Annotated in this window: 19 protein-coding genes; 6 read left to right on the plus strand and 13 right to left on the minus strand. The window is 65.0% G+C overall.

The annotated features are described in order from the left end of the window. Positions 1-39: 39 nt before the first annotated feature. From ABC383_RS24210 to araD1, 6 genes are read right to left on the minus strand one after another with little or no spacing between them, the layout of a single operon-like run. On the minus strand, positions 40-1,605 hold the full coding sequence (locus tag ABC383_RS24210; protein WP_413017996.1) for a UxaA family hydrolase: 1,566 nt from the start codon (positions 1,603-1,605) through the stop codon (positions 40-42). Between the two features lie 25 nt (positions 1,606-1,630). Continuing rightward, positions 1,631-2,428: a transporter substrate-binding domain-containing protein gene (locus tag ABC383_RS24215; RefSeq protein WP_413017998.1), complete on the minus strand. Its 798-nt coding sequence runs from the start codon at positions 2,426-2,428 to the stop codon at positions 1,631-1,633. A 53-nt stretch (positions 2,429-2,481) separates the two neighbouring features. Further along, positions 2,482-3,210: an amino acid ABC transporter ATP-binding protein gene (locus tag ABC383_RS24220; protein WP_413017999.1), complete on the minus strand. Its 729-nt coding sequence runs from the start codon at positions 3,208-3,210 to the stop codon at positions 2,482-2,484. A gap of 46 nt (positions 3,211-3,256) precedes the next feature. Beyond that, positions 3,257-3,901, minus strand: coding sequence for an amino acid ABC transporter permease (locus tag ABC383_RS24225; RefSeq protein ID WP_413018001.1), 645 nt, complete (start codon positions 3,899-3,901; stop codon positions 3,257-3,259). Between the two features lie 12 nt (positions 3,902-3,913). Then, positions 3,914-4,597, minus strand: a complete 684-nt coding sequence (locus tag ABC383_RS24230) for an amino acid ABC transporter permease (protein WP_413018003.1) — start codon at positions 4,595-4,597, stop codon at positions 3,914-3,916. A 40-nt stretch (positions 4,598-4,637) separates the two neighbouring features. Continuing rightward, complete coding sequence (araD1, locus tag ABC383_RS24235; RefSeq protein WP_413018004.1) at positions 4,638-5,651, minus strand: AraD1 family protein; 1,014 nt, start codon at positions 5,649-5,651, stop codon at positions 4,638-4,640. Between the two features lie 117 nt (positions 5,652-5,768). Between araD1 and ABC383_RS24240 the strand changes: the two genes are divergently transcribed. Next, positions 5,769-6,704, plus strand: coding sequence for a LysR family transcriptional regulator (locus ABC383_RS24240; RefSeq protein WP_413018006.1), 936 nt, complete (start codon positions 5,769-5,771; stop codon positions 6,702-6,704). A gap of 30 nt (positions 6,705-6,734) precedes the next feature. On the opposite strand, the gene ABC383_RS24245 is transcribed toward ABC383_RS24240, so the two are convergent. Both ABC383_RS24245 and scpC read right to left on the minus strand, forming a co-directional pair. Continuing rightward, entirely contained in the window at positions 6,735-7,670 is a 936-nt protein-coding gene (locus ABC383_RS24245) for a bestrophin family protein (protein WP_413018007.1), read from the minus strand. Positions 7,671-7,834: 164 nt separating this feature from the next. Beyond that, positions 7,835-9,328 carry a succinyl-CoA:acetate CoA-transferase ScpC gene (gene scpC / locus ABC383_RS24250; protein ID WP_413018009.1) on the minus strand — a complete coding sequence of 498 codons (1,494 nt, stop codon included), beginning with the start codon at positions 9,326-9,328 and terminating at the stop codon, positions 7,835-7,837. Positions 9,329-9,448: 120 nt separating this feature from the next. Between scpC and ABC383_RS24255 the strand changes: the two genes are divergently transcribed. The 3 genes from ABC383_RS24255 (at position 9,449) to ABC383_RS24265 (ending at position 12,510) form a co-directional block, all read left to right on the plus strand. Beyond that, the gene (locus ABC383_RS24255; RefSeq protein ID WP_413018010.1) at positions 9,449-10,327 is read left to right on the plus strand and encodes a LysR family transcriptional regulator; all 879 of its coding nucleotides are present in this window, start codon (positions 9,449-9,451) and stop codon (positions 10,325-10,327) included. A gap of 162 nt (positions 10,328-10,489) precedes the next feature. Further along, positions 10,490-11,566: a cyanophycinase gene (locus ABC383_RS24260; protein ID WP_413018012.1), complete on the plus strand. Its 1,077-nt coding sequence runs from the start codon at positions 10,490-10,492 to the stop codon at positions 11,564-11,566. Positions 11,567-11,724: 158 nt separating this feature from the next. Continuing rightward, on the plus strand, positions 11,725-12,510 hold the full coding sequence (locus ABC383_RS24265) for a 2-keto-4-pentenoate hydratase (protein WP_413018013.1): 786 nt from the start codon (positions 11,725-11,727) through the stop codon (positions 12,508-12,510). A gap of 15 nt (positions 12,511-12,525) precedes the next feature. On the opposite strand, the gene ABC383_RS24270 is transcribed toward ABC383_RS24265, so the two are convergent. Then, positions 12,526-13,449, minus strand: a complete 924-nt coding sequence (locus ABC383_RS24270; protein WP_413018015.1) for a LysR family transcriptional regulator — start codon at positions 13,447-13,449, stop codon at positions 12,526-12,528. A 135-nt stretch (positions 13,450-13,584) separates the two neighbouring features. On the opposite strand from ABC383_RS24270, the gene dsdA reads away from it, so the two are divergent. Next, a complete protein-coding gene (dsdA, locus tag ABC383_RS24275) occupies positions 13,585-14,928 on the plus strand; it encodes a D-serine ammonia-lyase (RefSeq protein ID WP_413018017.1) in 1,344 nt (447 codons plus the stop codon). Here the strand turns inward: dsdA and ABC383_RS24280 are convergent. From ABC383_RS24280 to ABC383_RS24295, 4 genes are all read right to left on the minus strand, one after another. After that, positions 14,925-15,296, minus strand: coding sequence for a RidA family protein (locus ABC383_RS24280; RefSeq protein ID WP_413018019.1), 372 nt, complete (start codon positions 15,294-15,296; stop codon positions 14,925-14,927). The two genes, dsdA and ABC383_RS24280, sit on opposite strands and share 4 nt — an antisense overlap. Before the next feature lie 125 nt (positions 15,297-15,421). Beyond that, positions 15,422-16,582, minus strand: coding sequence for an NAD(P)/FAD-dependent oxidoreductase (locus tag ABC383_RS24285; RefSeq protein WP_413018021.1), 1,161 nt, complete (start codon positions 16,580-16,582; stop codon positions 15,422-15,424). 67 nt (positions 16,583-16,649) lie between these two features. Next, the gene (locus ABC383_RS24290; protein ID WP_413018023.1) at positions 16,650-17,639 is read right to left on the minus strand and encodes a Bug family tripartite tricarboxylate transporter substrate binding protein; all 990 of its coding nucleotides are present in this window, start codon (positions 17,637-17,639) and stop codon (positions 16,650-16,652) included. A gap of 67 nt (positions 17,640-17,706) precedes the next feature. Next, positions 17,707-19,242 carry an amidase gene (locus ABC383_RS24295; RefSeq protein WP_413018025.1) on the minus strand — a complete coding sequence of 512 codons (1,536 nt, stop codon included), beginning with the start codon at positions 19,240-19,242 and terminating at the stop codon, positions 17,707-17,709. Between the two features lie 441 nt (positions 19,243-19,683). Between ABC383_RS24295 and ABC383_RS24300 the strand changes: the two genes are divergently transcribed. Then, positions 19,684-20,376 carry a cupin domain-containing protein gene (locus tag ABC383_RS24300; protein ID WP_413018026.1) on the plus strand — a complete coding sequence of 231 codons (693 nt, stop codon included), beginning with the start codon at positions 19,684-19,686 and terminating at the stop codon, positions 20,374-20,376. The last annotated feature ends 85 nt before the right edge of the window (positions 20,377-20,461 follow it).

Genomic DNA, 20,461 nt, shown 5'->3' on the forward strand with positions numbered 1-20,461 from the left:
TGTGCTTTCCTTGTCGATGTTGCAAAGTCGGGTCAGTGCTCAGGTAATCGCGCCGATCTGCCAGGGCACGAACTCGTTCTGGCCATAACCATGCAGCTCGCTGCAGCTGCGCTTGCCGGACGCGGTGTCGAGCATCAGCCGGAACAGCTCCTCCCCCTTCTCGGCAATGCTTGCCTCGCCGGTGAGGATGGTGCCGCAGTTCAGGTCCATGTCTTCCTGCTGCCGGTCCCACAACACATTGTTGGTGGCGATCTTCAGCGACGGCGCCGGCGCGCAGCCATAGGCGGAGCCGCGGCCGGTGGTGAAGCAGATCAGGTTGGCGCCGCCTGCCACCTGGCCGGTGGCCGAGATCGGGTCGTAGCCTGGCGTATCCATGAAGACCAGCCCTCTGGCCGACACATGCTGCGCATATTCATAGACATCCACCAGGTTGGTATTGCCGGCCTTGGCAATGCCGCCCAGCGACTTTTCCAGCACGGTGGTGAGGCCGCCGGCCTTGTTGCCGGCCGATGGATTGTTGTTCATTGCCGCGTTGTTGCGCTCGCAATAGCTCTCCCACCAGCGGATGCGGTCGACCAGCTTCTGTCCAACCTCGGGGCTCACTGCGCGCCGCGTCAGCAGATGCTCGGCGCCATAGATCTCCGGCGTCTCCGACAGGATGGCCGTGCCGCCATGCGCCACCAGCAGGTCCACCGCCGCGCCCAGCGCCGGGTTGGCCGAGATGCCGGAGTAGCCGTCCGATCCGCCGCACTGCAGTCCGACGACGAGATGGCTGGCCGGCACCGGCTGGCGCTGCACCTTGTTGGCCTCGGCCAGCATCGCATGCACCAGTTCGACGCCATGGGCGATCGTCTTCGCGGTGCCGCCGGTTTCCTGGATGTTGAAGGTGCGCAGGAAATCGGCTTCCACCAGCCCCTGCGTCTCCATCAGCCGCGAGATCTGGTTGGTCTCGCAGCCCAGGCCGATCACCAGCACGCCGGCGAAGTTGGGATGGGCCGCGTAGCCGCCCAGGGTGCGCTGCAGCAGCGCTAGGCCTTCGCCTTCCGGGTCGACAGCGCATCCCACGCCATGGGTCAGCGCCACCACCCCGTCGACATTGGGATAGTCGGCCAGCGCTTCGGGGAAGATATCGCGGCGGAAGCGGTCGGCAATGGCGCGCGCCACGGTTGCCGAGCAGTTGACCGAGGTCAGGATGCCGATGTAGTTGCGGGTAGCCACCCGGCCGTCGGCACGCACGATGCCATCGAAGGTGGCCGGGCTGGCCGCGGCCTCGGTGGGTTTCGCATCCGCGGCGAAGGCGTAGTCGCGGCTGAAGTCGCCCATCGCAAGATTATGGGTATGCACATGCTCGCCGGCCTGGATGGCGCGGCTGGCAAAGCCGATGATCTGGCCGTAGCGCCTGACCGGCTGGCCTGCCTCGATCGCGCGCACCGCGACCTTGTGGCCGGCGGGGATCAGGCCGGATACCCGCACGCCCTCGCCCGCCAGCATGGCGCCTCCTACCAACTGGTTGCGGGCGATGACGACGTCATCGTCCCTGTGCAGGCGGATTGCCTGCGCCGGCGCACTGGCGGCGGGTGTCATGGTTTCATCTGTGACTGGCATGTCGGGTATTCCTTGGTGGTCTGGTTCAGTTCAGCATGTCGCCCGGCAGGGACACGCCAAAGTACTTCTTGTAGATATCGTTGAGCTTGCCGTTCTGCACATTGGTGCGCACCCAGCCGTCCAGGTAGGCCTTCAGCTCGGGCTCGTTCTTGCGCAGGCCGATGCCGAGCGGGAAGCCCTTCATCGAGAATTTTGCCTCGACATCGCGCGAGGGGTTGGCCTTCTTCACCTGCGGGATCACGCTCATCGCCGCGGCGATGTAGTCCTGCTGGCCGGTGGCCACCGCCGTGTTGGTGGTGGCGTCATCTTCATAGCGCACGATGTTGACGTTCGCGACGTCCTTCACGCCGCGCGTCAGCTCCTGGTCGCTGGTGGTGCCGCGGGTAACCGCGATGGTCTTGCCGGACAGGTCGGCGAAGCTGGCCAGCTTCTGCTTGGACGGACCGCCCACGACCACCTGCAGCACCGCATACGGGGCCGAGAAGTCGATCACCTTCTTGCGCTCGTCGGTAATCGAGAACGAGGCCATCACCACGTCGGCCTTCTTGGTCAGCAGGAAAGGCACGCGGTTCGGGCCTGACACCGGCACCACTTCCAGCTCCACGCCCAGGTCCTTGGCCAGCAGTTGCGCGGACTCGATATCGGAGCCGCTCTGCCTGGCCTGGGCATCGAGCATGCCGAACGGCGGCGCGCCGATATCGACGGCAACCAGGATCTTCTTGCGCTGCTTGATGGTGTCAAGGGTGTCGGCAAAGCTCATCGATGCGCTGCCCAGCAGGGTGACAGCCAGCAGGCTGCCCAGTACGAAACGGCGGTTCTTCATGTTCTCACTCCTCGTTATTGGCCTCTCGACCGTTGCAATGTTTTCATTTTTCGTCAGAGACCGCTGCAGACGAACTGGTTCAGCTCGGCCGTGGCCGGTTGCTTCAGCATCTCGCCGTTGCCGCTTTCCCATACGATGCCGTGATGCATGAACAGGATCTGGTCGGCCACGTTGCGGGCGAATGCCATTTCATGGGTGACCAGCACCATGGTCATGCCGTCAGCCGCCAGGTTCTCGATCACCTTCAGCACCTCGCCGGTCAGTTCCGGGTCCAGCGCCGAAGTCACTTCGTCGAACAGCATCAGCTTGGGCTTCATCGCCAGGGAGCGGGCAATCGCCACGCGCTGCTGCTGGCCGCCGGACAGCTGGTCCGGATAGGCATGCATCTTGTCCTGCAGCCCGACCTTGCTCAGCACGTCGGCGGCGATAGCCTGGGCTTCGGACGCGCCGATGCCGTTTACCTTGCGCGGCGCAAGGGTGACGTTCTGTTCCACCGTCAGGTGCGGAAACAGGTTGTAGCTCTGGAAGACGATGCCGACGTCCTTCCGGAGCGACTGCAGGTCCAGGCCCGGCTGGTGCATGGGCCTGCCGCAGACGTGCAGCTCGCCGCCGTTGATGGTTTCCAGGCCATTGATGCAGCGCAGTGCCGTGCTCTTGCCCGAGCCGCTGCGCCCGATCAGGGCCACCACCTGTCCGCTGCCCACCTCGAAGCTCACGCCCTTCAGGATCTCGTTGCTGCCGAAGGATTTGCGAACCTTGTCGAATCTGACGATGCTGTTCAATTAAGTCTCCTGTTGCCTGTTGCTTGATACTTGTTGTAGGCCGTGCTCAGCGCTTCTGGTACTTGCTTTCCAACCGCGCCGCCAGGCGCGAGAGCGGATAGCACATCGCGAAATAGATCAGTGCGGCGATGGTGAACACGATGAAGGGCTCGAAGGTGGAGTTGTTGACCACCCGGGAGGAATAGGTCAGGTCGAAGAAGCCGATCACCACCGCGTACGAGGAGTTCTTCACGATCTGCACCAGAAAGCCCACGGTGGGCGGAATCGCGATGCGGCCGGCCTGCGGCAGGATCACGTGGAACGCGGTCTGCGCCGGCGTCAGCGCCAGGCATTGCGCCGCTTCCCACTGCGTGCGCGGCACGGCCTGGATGCAGCCCTTCCAAATCTCGCCGAGGTAGGCGCCGGCATAGGCAGTCAGCGCCAGGCCCGCGGCCACCAGCGCCGGCAGGTCGAAGCCGGCGATGCTGATGCCGAAATAGACCACGAACATGATCACCGGCAGCGGTATGCCCTGCACCAGCTGCACGAAGAAGCCGGTGCCGCGGGCAAGCCATGGATTGCGGCTGCTGCGCGCCAGCGCCACCGGCAGGCCCAGCAGCGCGCCGCCGATGAAACCCAGCGCGGAGAGCACGATGGTCCAGCCCGCGCCCTTGAAGATGAACAGCAGATGATCGATGGTGATGCCTTGCATGGCGTGGGCTCCTTATTCTTGACCGGAAAGACGGCGGCGGCGCGGAAACGCGAGGCGTGCGCCCTGCTCCATGATCAGCCGCAGCAGCCATGACAGCACCAGGTAGACCACGGCGATGACGATATAGATTTCAAAGCCGCGGAAGGTCTCGGACTGGATGCGGTAGCCAATCGCGGTCAGTTCCTCGGCCGAGATCTGCGACATGATGGACGTGGCCAGCATCATCAGCACGAACTGGCTGATCAGGGACGGATACATCTTTTCCACAGCTTGCGGCAGGATCACGTGCCAGATAACGCGCCAGCGCTTCAGGCCCAGGCATTCGGCCGCTTCCAGCTGTCCCTTGGGGATGGACTCGATGCCGGCGCGGATGATCTCCGTCGTATAGGCGGCCACATTGATGACTAGCGCGAACACGGCCGCGGTCAGCGCCGGCACCCGGATATGCAGGGCCGCAAGGCCGAAGAACAGCCAGAAGGCCTGGATCACCAGCGGCGTATTGCGTATCAGGTCGACATACCAGGCAACCGTCCTGCGCGCCCAGGGCCGGCCATAGACGCGGGTAACGGCGAATGCGGCGCCGGCGGCGAAGCCCAGCGCGATGCTCAGCACCGACATCCGTATCGTCAGCCAGACGCCGGCCAGGATGTCGCCCCAGCTGGTGGCGAGAAAACTGAAGTCGAACTGGTAATCCATTGCTAGTCTCCATGCGGCTGCGCCGCTTTGTTTTCAGGTATCAGAGTTGCCGGGTGTCGCCAGGGAGGTAGCTGGCATCCACCCGCGCGATGCCGTTGCGCAGCGGCGCGCCGAAGCCGGGCAGGCTGATCTCGAAGATGTCGCCTTCGCGGGTTGCCACGCCATCCGAAAACGATGCGGTGGCCGAGCCGAAGAAGTGGACATGCACGTCGCCCGGCCGCAGGAACTGGGCATACTTGAAGTGGTGGTATTCCAGGTTCTCGATGGTGTAGCTCATGTTGTCCGGGCCGGTGCGGAAGCGCTTTTCCCAGAACACCTCGCCATCGCGCAGGATGCGGGAAAAGCCCGAGAGCGCGGAGGGCAGCGCGCCGACGCGCAGTTCCGGGCCGAAGGCGCAATAGCGCAGCTTGGAATGGGCAAGGTAGAGATAGCTGCGGCGCTCCATGATGTGGTCGGAGAACTCGTTGCCGATGGCATAGCCCAACCGGTAGGGCTTGCGGTCCGGGCCGATCACATACAAACCGGTCAGCTCCGGCTCCTCGCCGGCATCCTCGGCAAAGGCCGGCACCGGGATATCCCGCCCCGGATGCACCAGGATGCTGCCATCGCCCTTGTAGAACCATTCCGACTGCACGCCGACCTTGCCCGGCACCGGGCGCCCGCCTTCGAGACCCCAGCGGAACACCCGCATCGAGTCCGTCATCGACTCCATCGGCACCTGGTCCTGGTGCATCGCATCCCGCAGCGATGCGCTGCCGAGGTGGGTGAGGCCGGTGCCGCTCACCAGGCAATGGGCCGGGTCTTCCTCGTGATCGAGCGGTACCAGGATGCGGGACTCGGCCAGGATGGCCTCATAGGAAGCGCTGCCTTGTAGCCCCAGCACCATCACCTGCTCTTCCAGGCCATGGCCGGCGGCAATCGCAGCCAGTGCGATCTGCCTGGTCGACGCGGCGTTGCGCACGATGTCGACCCTGCCGGCGTCGCTGCCGCTGTCGCCGGCAAGCAGGCCGACGCGGCGCGCACCCTGGGCGTCGATGAACTGTATGAGTCTCATGGCTTGTCTCCTGAGGGCTGGCTTGGCGCCGCCCTCTTGTTTTGTGGCGCCACTTTATTGGATCATTCTGCCCCTGTATATTGAATAGTTTCCATAACGTGATCACTTTCAGGAATCATGAAGCAAACGATAGACACCTTGCTGGCCCGCTTGCGCATGAAGCAGCTGCAGTTGCTCATTGCCCTGGATGAGCACAAATCCATGCACAAGGCGGCCGGTGCGCTGTCCATCACGCAGTCAGCCGCCAGCAAGGTGCTGCATGAGCTGGAAGACATGTTCGACACGCCGCTGTTCGAGCGCTCCAAGACCGGCATGATCCCTAACCAGTTCGGCCACAGCGTGATCCGCCATGCGCGGCTGCTGGTTACCGACCTGGGCGCGCTGTGCCAGGACATCGCGGACATCCGCACCGGCAAGGGAGGACGGCTGGCGATCGGCACCATCATGGGCGCGGTGCCGGACGTGGTCGTGCCAATCCTGAACTGGCTGCATACCCGCCAGCCCAACCTGGCTATCGAAGTGGTGGAAGACACCAGCATCCGCATGCTGAGCCTGCTGGACGACGGCCGCCTCGACCTGGTGATCGGCCGCGCCAGCGTGGCGGCCGAGGTCGGCAAATACCTGTACCAGCCGCTGCGCGACGAGCCGGTGTCGGTGGTGGTCGGCTATCACCATCCGCAGATGGACGAGGCCAACCTGGGCCTGCAGCACCTGGCCCATCATCGCTGGCTGGTGTATCCCTCCAACATGCCGATGCACACGCTGCTGGAACGGGAAATGGACGCCGCCGGCATGACCATGCCGGGCAACCAGATATCCACCGCCTCGACCTTCGTCAGCATTGCGATCCTCCAGCGCAGCAACGACATCGTTGCGCTGCTGCCGACCGACGTGGCCGACTTCTTTGCCCGCCACAAGATGCTTCGCATCCTGCCGATCGATCTGACCTCGACTTACCAGACCTTCGGCATCGTCACCAGAAAGGGCGCGGCGCTGTCGCCCGCGGCGGACCAGTTCATCCAGCTGCTGCGCGACAGGAACATGGTGCATTGATGCATTGATGCCTTGACGCACCCGATCAGCTCAACTCAGCTGGTAATTGACGGGCCGGCATGGCGGCGGCAGTTCCTCTTCCGCCAGCGATTCGCGCAGGCTGATTTCGATGCCGCGGCATATGGCTTCCAGCGGCAGGTCATTGGCCGAGGTGCCGAACGGCTCCTCGATCTCGTCGCCGAGCGCATCCAGGCCGAAGAAGGTGTAGGCAACGATGGTCACCACTACCGGGGTCATATAGCCGATGGCATCCACCAGGCCAAAGGGCAGCAGGAAGCAATAGAGGTAGGCGGTCCGGTGCAGCAGCAGCGTGTAGGAAAACGGAATAGGCGTATTCCTGATGCGCTCGCAGGCGGCGGCCGCAGCCACCATCGCGCACAGGGTGCCATCGAGCGAGGCCATCAGTACGCTGTCGATGCGGCCCTGTTCCAGGCAACGGCGCAGGTCTTCACCCATGCGCTCCATCAGGAAGTTGGGCGGGTTGGAGGCCTTCACGGCGCCTGTCCATTCGGCCCTTGCCAGCAGCCTCTCCAGGTCGGCGGCGCCGTCGCTGCCGCGCAGATGGTGGCGCAATGCATGGGCGAAGGCGATGGCCCGGTAGATCATGCGCCTGCGCGCGTCGGCCGCCTCGTCCGGTCCGGGCGTGCCGGGGCCAATGAGGCTGTTGCACTGCCGGGCAAAGTTACGGCTCCTCAGCACCAGGTCGCCCCACAGCTTGCGCCCTTCCCAATAGCGGTCGTAAGCGGAACTGTTGCGAAAGCCGAGGAAGATCGCCAGCGGCAGCCCCATCAGCGTAAATGGAATCGTGGTCAGGATGATCTTGTGGTGCAGCAGCGCGCCATGGGTGAAAGTGACGGCCACCGCCAGCACCATGGTGACCAGGAGGCTCTTCCATATCTGCGACAGCACCGAGCCGCGCATGGTCACGAACAGCCTGAGCCCGGAAGGCCTGTCACGAACGATCATGGACCGGGTTCTTTCTGATGCTGTAGACAAGGCGAATGCAACGGTAGTACACGATACCTCTTGGGAAAACGATCGGATGCCGTGGCGCTCAAGCAGACGGCGCAGGCGTGTGCTTGAGCGCCACGGCCGCGCGGCGGCAGCGCAAAAAACAGTCTTGCAGCGGCTCAGGAGGGCAGCATGGCGCCGCTGGCCTCATACCGTGCATGCCAGGAAAAGGCCTGTTCCAGCAGATGCGGCGTATGGCCACCGCGGCGAACGGCTTCGTCGAAGTAGGCGCGCAGCGGCGCACGGTAGTCCGGGTGGGCGCAGCGCTCGATGATCAGCGGTGCGCGTTCTCGCGGCGCCAGGCCGCGCAGGTCCGCCAGGCCCCATTCGGTGACCAGCACATCGACATCGTGCTCGGTATGGTCCACATGGCTGACCATGGGCACGACGCTGGAAATGGCGCCCGCCTTGGCCACCGATTTGCTGACGAACAGCGACAGATGGCTGTTGCGTGCAAAGTCGCCCGAGCCGCCGATGCCATTCATCATCCGGGTGCCGGCGACATGGGTCGAGTTGACGTTGCCGTAGATGTCGAATTCGAGTGCGGTGTTGAGCGCGATCAGGCCAAGGCGCCGCACGATCTCCGGATGGTTGCTGATCTCCTGCGGCCGCAGCACCAGGCGCGACCGGTAATCCCGGATATGGCGCAGGAAATGCTCATGCACCGGGGCCGACAGGGTGATGGAGGAAGCCGACGCAAAACGCAGCTGACCCGAGTCGAGCAGGGCAATCGCGCTGTCCTGCAGCACTTCCGAATACATCGTCATGTCGCGGAAGGGCGAACCGATCAGCCCGTGCAATACCGCATTGGCAATGCTGCCGATGCCGGCCTGCAGCGGCATCAGGTCCATGCCCATGCGGCCCGCGGCGACTTCCTGCCCGAAGAAGCCGACGATATGGCCGGCGATGGCGGCGGTCTCTTCATCGGGCGGCTCCACGGTGGAAGGACTGTCGGGGCTGTCGGTAATCACGATCGCGGCGACCCGCGCCGGATCGACGGCAATCGCGGCCGTGCCGATGCGCTGTTCCGGGCGGATCAGCGGAATCGGCAGCCGGTCCGGCTGGCCTTGCGGCAGATAGATGTCGTGCAGCCCTTCCAGCGCCAGTGGCGCGCTGAGGTTGATCTCGATGATCACGCACCGCGCCTGCTGCACGAAGCTGGCCGAATTCCCCACCGCCATGGTTGGGACGATGGCGCCGTCCTCGGTAATGGCTACCGCCTCGATGACAGCGATGTCGACCGGCGCCAGGCTGTGCGACCGCAACTGCTCGGCGGTCTCGGACAGGTGCTGGTCGATGTACATCACCTCGCCCGCGTTGATCCTGCGCCGTAGCGTGGCGTCTGACTGGAACGGCATGCGCCGCGCCAGCAGACCGGCATCGGCCATTAGCCCGTCGCTGCCATTGCCCAGGGAAGCGCCGGTGAGCAGGGTCAGCCGCAGCGGTTCCTGCCGGGCCCGTTCCGCCAGCGCGATGGGTATCGCCTTGGCGTCGCCGGCGCGGGTGAAGCCGCTCATGCCAACGGTCATGCCGTTGCGGAACAGCCGGGCGGCTTCCGCGGCCGTCGTCACTTTTTTCATGAATGCGGGATGGCGGATACGGTCCTGATGCACGGCGGTTCTCCAGAGTTTCCGGGGCGGTTGACTGCAGGCATTTTAGGATTTGGCAATCATGGCCCGCATGAATTAAAGTCTCCGGCTTCAGTCGTTTTATGCATACATTGGAAAATCGTCTTGGATATCCGTTCCCTCCGCTACTTCATCGAGACTGCCAGGATCAGCAGCTTCACCCAGGCAGCCGAAAAAATGCATGTCACCCAGTCCACGATCAGCAAGATGGTGCGCCAGCTGGAGGATGAAATCGGCACGCCCCTGCTGCTGCGGGAGGGCCGCCGGCTGACGCTCACCGACACGGGCCGGGTGGTGTTCGAGCGCGGACAGGAAATGCTCACCACCATGCGCCGCCTGCAGCAGGAAGTGCAGGATACCCAGGCCCTGCGCCAGGGCCGGCTGACGATAGGCATTCCGCCGATGATCAATCTGCTGTTTACGCCGGTGCTGAAGGCGTTCCGGAAGCGGCATCCGCAAATCACGCTGGCCCTGATCGAGGATACCGGCCAGGCGATCGAGCGGCAGGTGGCGTCGGGCGAACTCGAAGTCGGCATGACGGTGCTGCCCGCTGATCCCGGCCTGGACCTGGCGACGGTGCCGGTGGCCAGCTACCCGATCTGGGCGCTGGCCATGCCGGGCACGTTTCGCAGCAGGCAGGCAACGCTGAAGCTGAAGTCCCTGCGCGACGTGCCGCTGGTGCTGCTGAAGGACGACTTCGCGCTGACCCGCGCCCTGCTTGCCAGCTTCGACGAGGCCGGCTTCATGCCGAAAATCGCGGCGCAGAGCGGCCACTGGGACTGGCTGGTTGCCATGGCGTCCGCCGGCATGGGCGTGGCGCTCTTGCCGGAACCGTTCATCAGGCGCATCGCGGGCGAGCCGTTGGAACTGCTGCGGGTCGTGGAGCCGGAACTGTCGTGGGAAGTGGCCCAGGTGTGGAACGGACGCCATCAGTCGCATGCCGCCGCTGCCTGGTTCAGGGTCTGCCGGGACGTGCTGGCTTAGCGCAGCCAGGAAAAATTTGCGATGGCGCATGGCTTTGAACAAGCCGCCGGCCGATCATCTCTTGACTGGCGGCTGCATCCCGCTTTGTAATGAACGGCACCATGGCGGCATCCCGTCGGACAGCGCGGTCCGCTTGCGCGAAGCCGTTTTGAAAGGACAGACATGGCATGGAAAGAGTTGACGGGCCTTGCAGGCAAGGCGCCACGCACCATTGCAAACTGGATAACGGGCAGCGCCTGTCGCTGCCTGCTTGCCGCCATCCTCCTCGCCGCCGGCAGCCAGGCGGTGGCGCAGTCGACGGATGCGCAGGCGGCGCCGTTCCAGCATTTCCTCGTCGGCGATCCGGCCGATGCGAAGCCTGTCCGCCAGCCTGTGCCGTCGCTGGTGCTGATGGGAGGCGGCAGGTCGGTGCCGGACGCATTCCGCTGGATGATGGAGCGCAGCGGCGGCGGCAACTTCGTCGTCATCCGCGCCGCCGGCACCGATGTCTATAACGATTACCTGTATGGACTCGGCGGCGCATCCTCGGTGGAGACCCTGGTCATCCCGAGCCGGGAGGCGGCGAACGATCCGTTCGTGCTTGCCCGGGTGCGCCAGGCCGATGCGCTGTTCATTGCCGGCGGCAACCAGAATGACTATGTGCGCTACTGGAAGAACACGCAGCTCGAACGCGCCATTCATGAACTGGCTGCCGGCAACGTTCCCATCGCCGGCTTCAGTGCCGGCCTTGCGATACTGGGCGAGTATGCCTTCACCGCGGAACGCGGGCCGATCCGCTCCGCTGCCGCGATGGCAGACCCGTTTGACCAGGCGATCACCCTGAGCCATGACTTCCTGGCCTTGCCGGCGCTGCGCAATATCATCACCGACAGCCATTTCGACACGCGCGACCGGATGGGACGCCTGATCACCTTCATGTCCCGGCTGGTCAGCGAAGGCCGCACGAAAAGCGTGCGCGGCATCGGCGTGAGCAACGGCACGGCGCTGCTGATCGAGAATGGCTGGGCGGAGCGTGTCGGCGAAGGCTCGGTGTATTTTCTGGAAACCACGACGGCGCCGGAAGTATTGCAGCCCCATCTTCCGCTGACCCATCGCGACATCCGGATCCAGCGGCTCGACGGGGCCGGCCGCTTCGACATGCGGCAGTGGTCGGGCAAGGCCGGGGAGCTCGACCAATATTCCATCTCCGTCGTCAATGGCACGCTCGATCCTTACCGGACCGGGCAGCGCGAGCAGTGACGCCGATCCAGCGAAGAGCATGCTGCAAATTGGCGGATAAGCAGACAGCGAATGGCGGTTTCCCTGTTATATGATGCGCCGGCTCACTGCATAGACACTTTTTAAACAGCGAACCTGCCTGTAACGGCCTTTACCCACTCCCAATCGACACCGTCAACATGGATCAACACCGCGCACAAGCAGCATCGGACCTTCTCTACCAGCACTGGATGCAGGGCAGCCTGATCGAGGAACTGCCACCTGAAATCCGGCCGGCCACCCGCGCCGAAGGCTATGCCATCCAGGAACGGCTGCAAGCCCGCTCCGGCAGCGCGCTCTATGGATGGAAGATTGCCGCAACCAGCGGCGCCGGCCAGGCCCACATCAATGTCGATGGGCCGATCGCCGGAAGGCTGCTGGCCGAGCGGGTGATTGCGAATGCGGGCATGGTGCCGTCCGGCCCGAACCACATGCGCGTGGCCGAGGCGGAATTTGCGTTCCGGATGGGGCGTGACCTTCCGCCGCGCGCCGCCGCCTACACGGTGGCCGAAGTGCTGGACGCGGTAGCCACGCTGCATCCGGCGATCGAGATTCCGGATTCCCGCTATCAGGATTTCACCCGCGTCGGCGCGGCGCAGCTGATCGCCGACAACGCCTGCACCCATTACTTCGTGGCGGCTGAAGCGGCCGGCGCGGACTGGCGGTCGATCGACCTCGCGACGCATCGTGTCGTCGCCAGAGTGGACGGCAGGCCCGAGATGGAAGGTTCCGGCGCCAACGTGCTTGGCGACCCGCGCATCGCGCTGACCTGGCTGGTCAATGAACTGTCGCAACTGGGCGTGACGCTAGTCAAGGGAGAGACCGTGACGACGGGCGCCTGCATACCGCCTTTCGCGATCGCGCATGGCGACCATGTCACCGTGGACTTCGGCAGCCTGGGCAAGGCCTCGGTACGGTTCGGCTGAAAAGCCCGCCTGGTTCTATGGACCCGGCGGCTGCCCGGGTATGGCCGCAACCAGGCTGTCCAGGAAGGATTGCACCGCCCGCGGCAGGATGCGCCCGGCCAGGGTCTGCACTTCCAGCTGGAAGGAACCGAGGTCGCGCTCGCGCACCGGAATGGCCTTGAGCCGGCCCTCCTTCAGCAGGTGGCGCACCGGCAGCTCGGCCGAGAAGGCGATGCCGCCTTCGGCCAGCACGAAGCTGATCGTCGCTTCCAGCGAATCACTGGAGAAAACCGGATCGATCACCAGCTGCTTGCGGGCGCAGCAGGCATCGATGAGCTGGCGCATTGCTATTTTCTTGGATGACATCGCCAGCGGATAGGCAGCCACATCGGCCAGCGTGACATGCTCCGATGCGGCCAGCGGATGGGACGGCTTCATCACCGCATAGATCGGGGCCCTCTGCGCAAGATGCACCTTGACCCCGCGGGTGGCGCTGAGGGTAAACAGCAGGCCGATATCGGCTTCGCCGCCGAGCAGCCGACTGGCCACCTCGGAACTCGGCCCGACCGACAGGCCGAAATGGATGCCGCCGTGCTGCCGCCTGAATGACTCGACCAGCGTCGGCACGAAGTTGACGGCGAAGCCGCTGTTGCAGGCGATTTTCACCTCGCCCCGGCGCAGGCCCTTCAGGGCCAGCAGCTCGTTGCCGATACGCTCGGTTTCGAGCTGCATGCGCAAGGCATACGAGGCCAGCAGCTCGCCGGCGGCATTCGGCACCGTGCCGCGCGCATGGCGGTCGAACAGGGGCGTGCCGAGCTCTTCCTCCAGCCTGGCGATCTGGCGGCTCACCGCCGAGGACGCCACGTTGAGCTTGTCGGCGGCCTTGCTGATCGAGCCGCTGCGCACCACTTCGAGAAAGTATCGTACGGCTGTTTCCTGGAGTACTCGTGTGTTGGCCATGGCAGGCATTTTGCCCAAGCCATGCCGATTCGGCAAATGAACCGTCGAAACAATATGCTGGTGAGACGGCACTGCCCGCTTTACCATCTTCCGACTGGCAGCTTCCCCTTTCACTTTTGCAGCATAAGGATGTTCATGACCCTCGCGCAGCCCAGCAATGACCAGACGCAGCGCCTGCAGCAACTCGCTTCCGGCCAGCCCACCCTATGGACCAATCCGGCGCTGACGGACACGACGCTGGCGCACGGCACCGGTGAAACGCCCGCCGTCGGGCCGGCCCACATGCTGGCGGCAGAGGCGCGCTTTGGCCGCTTCGCGCCGCTGCTGGCGGAGCTCTTCCCTGAACTGCAGCCGGCGGGCGGCCGTATCGAATCCGAACTGCTGCCGGCGCCGGCGCTGCAGGCCGCGCTTGGCATGCCGGCCGACTTCGGAAAACTCCTGGTCAAGGCCGATCACGGCCTGCCTGTCGCCGGCTCGATCAAGGCGCGCGGCGGCATTCACGAAGTGCTCGAGCTTGCCGAGCGCCTCGCGCTGGAGCATGGCCTGCTGCAGCTCGATGCCGATTACCGTGTTCTTGCCAGCCCTGCCGTCAAAGCCCTGTTCAGCCGTTATGAAGTGGCGGTCGGTTCCACCGGCAACCTTGGCCTGTCGATCGGCGTGATGGCCTCGGCACTGGGCTTTCGCGCCACGGTGCACATGTCGGCCGACGCCAAGGCATGGAAGAAGGACAGGCTGCGCGCGCGGGGCGTGCGCGTGGTCGAGCATGCCGGCGACTATGAGCAGGCGGTGGCCGCCGGCCGCCGGCAGGCGGCGCAAGACCAGTTCATCCATTTCATCGACGACGAACGCTCGCTGTCGCTGTTTCTTGGATACAGCGCCGCCGCGCCCAACCTGGGCCGGCAGATCGAAGCGCTGGGCATCACGGTCGACGCGCAGCATCCGCTGTTTGTCTACCTCCCCTGCGGCGTCGGCGGCGCGCCGGGCGGCATCACGTTCGGCCTCAAGCAACTGTACGGCCCGCATGTCCACTGCTTCTTTGCCGAGCCTGTGCAGTCGCCCTGCTTCCTGCTGCGCATGCTGGACCGGCGCGACACGGCGCCCTCGGTGTACGACATTGGTTTGAGCAACCGCACCGAAGCCGACGGCCTGGCGGTGCCGCGTGCCTCCGACCTGGCGGCCGATGTGATCGGCGACGAACTGTCCGGCGTCTACACGGTGGCGGACGACACGCTGTTCCGTCACCTGTACCTTGCCCGTCAGCATGCCGGATTGCAGGTCGAGCCATCGGCTGCCGCCGGCTTTTCCGGGCCTGCGATGCTGCGCGAGACTGCCGAAGGAAAGGCTTATCTCAAGCGGCACGGCCTGTTGCCGGTAATGCAGGCAGCCACTCATATCGCATGGACCACGGGCGGCCTGTTCGTGCCAGAAGCCGAGTACCGCAAGTTCCTTGAACGCGGCGTCAGCCTGGAACCGGTTTAGCCGCCGATCCAGGCCTGCATTTCCACCTCGACGCCGACGTCGAATGCCAGCCGTGCCTGCACCGCGGAGCGTGCCGGAAAGCCGTCGCTGAAATAGCGGCGGTAAACCGCATTGAATTGCTCCAGGTTGCCCATGTCCGCCAGCCAGACGGTCACCTTCACCACGTCGCTGAATTCGGCGCCTGCAAGCTGCAGCGTTTCGCCGATTCGGTCCATCACTGCCTGCGCCTGGACGCCAATCTCCCCGGTCACGATCTTGCCGTCGGCATCCATCGGTATCTGGCCGGACAGGAACAGCAGATTGCCCGCCTGAACGGCGCGGGAGAATGGAAAGGGCAGCGTGCTGGCATGGCGCTTGATGCTGGACATGACGATCCTTTGCTTGAATGAATTGAAACCATGGCGCGCCTACAGCGGCACGGTGATCACGATGAACGAGCCCTGCGCGCCGTTCGATGGCGTACAGGGCTGACTGGTGCCTGGCTGAATTGCGCTCAGGCGAAATCGGTGGCCGGTGCTGGGTGCGCCATGCGTTGCAGCCGTGCCGGCGCAAGGGCGTCGGCGCGCACGCCGAACCGGGCCAGGTCTTCCGGAAACGCTTGACCCAGCAGCGCAGACGCCGCCAGCCGCGCCACGGCCGGCGCGCTCTGGATGCCATAGCCGCCCTGCGCCGCTACCCAGAAGAAGCCGGGCGCAAGTTCATCATGGCCAACCACCAGGTCGCCGTCGCCGACAAAGGAGCGCAGTCCGGCCCATACATGGGTGGGCCGGCGGATCCGCATGGTCGACACTTCCTCGATATGGAAGATGCCGGTCGCCACATCGATTTCCTCTGCCTGCACATCGTGCGGGTCGACCGGGTCGGCATTGGCCGGCGAGCCGAGCAGCTGGCCGGCGTCGGGCTTGAAGTAGTAGGACTCGTCGATGCCGATCACCGTGGGCCAGCCTGCAATGCTGACGCCGGCGGGCGGATCGAAGGTGAAGGCCGTGCGCCGCTTGGGCTGCAGCCCGACCGGCGGCACGCCGCAGCGCGCTGCCACCACATCGGCCCAGGCGCCGGCGGCATTGACCAGCATGCGGCCGGCCACGGTACGGCCGTCATCTAGCTTGATGGTCCACACGCCGTCGGCGAAGCTGGCGGAGGCCAGCCGGGCGTCATTGAAAAGCTGCCCGCCGCGGGCGCGCATGCCTTTCAGATAGCCGTTATGCAGCGCATGGACGTCGATATCCATCGCATCATGCTCATAGACCGCGCCGAGCACCGCGTCCGCGCGCAGGACGGGGCAGCGCGCGATCGTTTGCGCGGCATCCAGTTCGATCGCGCCGACCGCGGTTTGCCGGGCAAGCGCCATGCTGGCCGCCAAGTCATGCTCCTGGCCGCGCATGGCCACATGCATCACGCCGCGCTCGCTCAGTATCGGGTGCTCGGCAAAGCCGGGCGGCGGGCTGGTCAGAAAGGTGCGGCTGGCGCAGGTCAGGCCGCGGATGGTCGGGGTGCCGTAGGTCTCGGAAAACAGCGCGGCGGAGCGTCCGGTGGAGTGATAGCCGGGCTGGGATTCCTGTTCCAGAACGGCCACGCGTGCATGCGGGGCAAGCTCATAGGCAAGCGACGCCCCGGCAATGCCGGCGCCAACGATGACGAAGTCGAATTCCACTGTAGTCTCCTGAGCAATGGGTGCATGATGAATGAAGGGTTGCCGATGCGCCTGGCATCGGCCAGCGCTAGTCGAGCTTGATCGAGGCGCGTTGCGCGATGTCCTTCATCACCGGCATTTCGGTTGCAATCAGTTTGGCAAGCTCATCCGGCGTGCCATAGGCCGGTTCGGTGCCGATCGCCGACAGCTTGCTGCGGGTTTCCTCGCTGGCCACGGAATCGGCCAGGGCTTTCACCAGCTTGGTCTTGACCGCCGGCGGCAGGCCGCGTGGCGCGACGATGGCGATCCAGGTGTCGGCATTGACGCCGGTGTAGCCGCTTTCCGCGACGCTGGGAATATCCGGCGCCATCGGCGAGCGCTGCGCCGTGGTCACCGCAATCGCCTTCACCTTGCCGGACTTCAATTGCGGCAAGGCTGCCGTCAGGGTATCGACCGTGAACGGGATATGGCCGCCCATCAGGTCGTTCATTGCCGGCGCGCTGCCCTTGTAAGGCAGGTGGCGCAGCTTGATGCCGGCAGCCTGCTGCACCATCTCGCCGGCGAAGTGCGCGGTCGTGCCGTTGCCGTAGGAGCCATAGGCATACTTGTCGGGAGCTGCCTTGGCGGCGGCGACCAGTTCCTTGAAGTTGTTGATCGGCACATCCGCATTGGCCAGTATCACCATTGGGCTGCGGCCGATCAGGCCGATCGGCTCGAAGCTCTTGACGGTGTCATACGGCACCTTGGGGTAGATGGCCGGATTCACCGTGAAGGTGGTGCCGGAACTGATGAGCAGGGCATAGCCGTCCGGCGCGGACCGGGCCACCGCACCGGCGCCGACCATGGTGCCGGCGCCGGGCTTGTTCTCGATGATCACGGTTTGTCCCAGGCGGTCGCCCAGGGTCTTGCCGATCTGCCGGCCGATGGTGTCGGTGGCGCCTCCCGGCGGGAACGGCACCACCAGGGTGATCGGCTTGGTCGGATAGTCCTGCGCGATGGCGCTTGCACAAACGGCGGCGGCGATGCAGAGAAACGAGACGCGGGCGATACGGGTGAGGCGGGCAGATCGAATCTTCATCACGATGCTCCATCAGGCAAGTTTGAAATACGGTCACACCGCTGCGGCCGCTGTGCCGCAGCCCTGCTTATACGGCCGGGGCGCTGCCGGCAGCGGACAACGACGCAGCAGAAAAGCCGTTCGCCCCGGGCGCATCGACGGCGATCGACGTCAGGTCGACGCGGCTTGCCATCAGTTTCTCGATATCAGGCAAGGGCCTGGCCAGTTCCGGCCGCGACGCAAAGGCGCTTTCGAGCGAACGGGCGCAGGCCAGCAGGCGGGCGTCGCCGCGGAAGCTGCCGACGACCTGCAAGCCGAACGGCATGCCCTTGTGGTCGGTGCCGCAGGGGACTGCCAGGGCCGGATTGGTGGCCAGCGTGACGACATAGGTCAACGCCAGCCAGCGGTAATAATTCTCCAGCGCCACGCCATTGACTTCCTTCAGGTACAGCTCGCTCCAGGCAAACGGCGAGACCGGCGTGGTGGGCGACAGGATCAGGTCGTATTGTTCATACAGGCTCTGGAAGCGGCGGAAGAAGCGGGTCTGTTCCGCATGGGCCCAGGCGGTATCGGCCAGGCCCATCGCGGCGCCCAGTTCATAGTTGGCCCGTGTGTTGGGACCCAGCGATTGCGGATCGCGCCGGTAGGCTGCTTCGAAACCGGCGACGAAGCTCTCGGCCCGGATCACGTCGAAGCAGCGATGCGCGTCGCCGGCGTCGAAGCGGAGTTCGTCGCATTCCCTGAAAAAGGGCCGCATGGCGGCGATCTTTTCCCGGAACACCTTGCGAATGTCGTTATCGACCTCGCACACGCCGAAGTCCTCGGTGTAGGCCACGCGCAGCGTCGACAGGTCGGCCTCGGCAAGCGCGCCAAAGTCCGCCGCCGATACCGGATAGCTCAGCGGGTCCGAGGTATCGAGGCCGACCGTGGCCCTGAGCTGCAGGATCACATCGTCCATCGACCTTCCCATCGGGCCGACCACCGAGATCGGGGTCCAGCCGAGCAGCTTGCGCTGGCTGGGCACCAGGCCCGGCGACGGCCTGAAGCCATAGACGCCGCACTTGGCCGCGGGAATGCGCAGCGAGCCGCCGGTGTCGGAGCCGCTGCACAGCGGGAGCATGTCCACGGCCAGCGCCGCGGCCGATCCGCCGGACGAGCCGCCGGCATTGAGCCTGGCATCGAATGGATTGCCGGTCGCGCCCCAGACGGTGTTGCGGGTGTTCGCGCCGGCGCCCATCTCGGGCACGTTGGTCTTGCCGACCACGATGGCGCCCGCGGCGCGCAGCCTGGCAACCAGCGCGTTGTCCCGGGCCGGGATATTGCTGCGGTAGATCGCCGAGCCGTAAGTCGTCAGCAGCCCCTCGGTCTCCTCGAGGTCCTTGATGCCGATGGGCAGGCCATGCAGCAGTCCGAGCGCTTGTCCTGCCAGCACCGCCTTCTCCGCGTTGGCCGCTTCCTTCCTGGCCCGCTCGAAGCAGGTGGCGGTGACGGCATTGACATGCGGATTGACTTCCTCGATCCGGGCAATGCAGGCGTCGAGCAGTTCGACGGGCGATATCTGTTTGCTGCCTATGAGCCGCCGAAGCTCGGTTGCGCTCTTGCTGATCAAACTGCGTTGCGTCATGACACTCCCTGGAAAGGTTGGATGCATCCGTAGCCCTGGCTCCGGGTGCCTGCGGCTCTGCAACGCAGCCGCACGATGCGCGGGCCTGGTCGCTCGGCGATCGGATGTGCCTAGAGCCTGTTATGGATCTCGGAAGGTGTCTGGGAGCTGTCAGAACTGGCCAGATGCAAGACGCGGCGACGAGGCAGTAACGAGTTACGGCGAGGAGCCGCAACGCCGCAGATGACCAGTTATGGCGGCTTCCAGGCACCGTCCTGAGGTTCATAACAGGCTCTAATATAGGCGCGGCGCCGCCATGCCACCAGCATATTGTTTAGACAGCTGCCGTGCCGAATCGGCAAAGCTATGGCGCAGCATGCCTGCGCCCGATGGCGGCGCAGACACGGGCCGGATAGGAGAGGTGTATGCTGGCCGACTCGCCATTATTTGAACGTTCATGCCATGGAACTTCATGCCGATTTCAGCCAGCGCGCTGCAGTGCATACCGATGCCACCGACTGGGTAGCGTCCCCGATGCCGGGCGTTGCGCGCAAGATGCTCGACCGTATCGGCGACGAGGTTGCGCGGGCAACCAGCGTCGTGCGTTATGCGCCGGGCAGCCATTTCTCGGCCCATACCCATGGCGGCGGGGAAGAGTTCCTGGTGCTGGAAGGCGTATTCCAGGACGAGCACGGCGACTATCCGGAAGGATGGTACGTGCGCAACCCGCCGCATACCTCGCACACCCCGGGCAGCAATGCCGGCTGCATCATCCTGGTGAAGCTGTGGCAGTTCGCGCCGTCCGATACGCATCAGGTGCGCCTGGCGGCAGGCTCGGTGACGCCGGTTGCCGATCCGGCAAGACCGCATGTGCTGGTGCAGACGCTGCACCGCGACGCGCGGGAATCGGTCCGGATCGAAACCTGGGCGGCGAATCAGGAGATCGTGCATGCACCCGCAGGTGGCATGGAGCTGTTCGTGCTCGATGGCGCGTTCAGCGAGAGCGGCGAACATTTCCGCCGCTGGTCATGGCTGCGCCTTCCTGCCGGAGCGCCGCTCCACGCACGCACCGGCGCAGCGGGCGCGCGCTTGTGGGTCAAGGAGGGTCATCTGGCGCAGGTGCCGCAGAACTCGCCCCAATTTGCGGCGACTTGAGCAGAGGCCGCGCCCGCCCGCACAGCGCCTATCTCCGGTCTGATAGCATGCCGCTTCCTTACGAGCGCCTGATGCTGGGCAACTG

Origin of the sequence: Noviherbaspirillum phoenicis (assembly GCF_047237965.1) — a bacterium.
Lineage (GTDB): Bacteria > Pseudomonadota > Gammaproteobacteria > Burkholderiales > Burkholderiaceae_D > Noviherbaspirillum_A.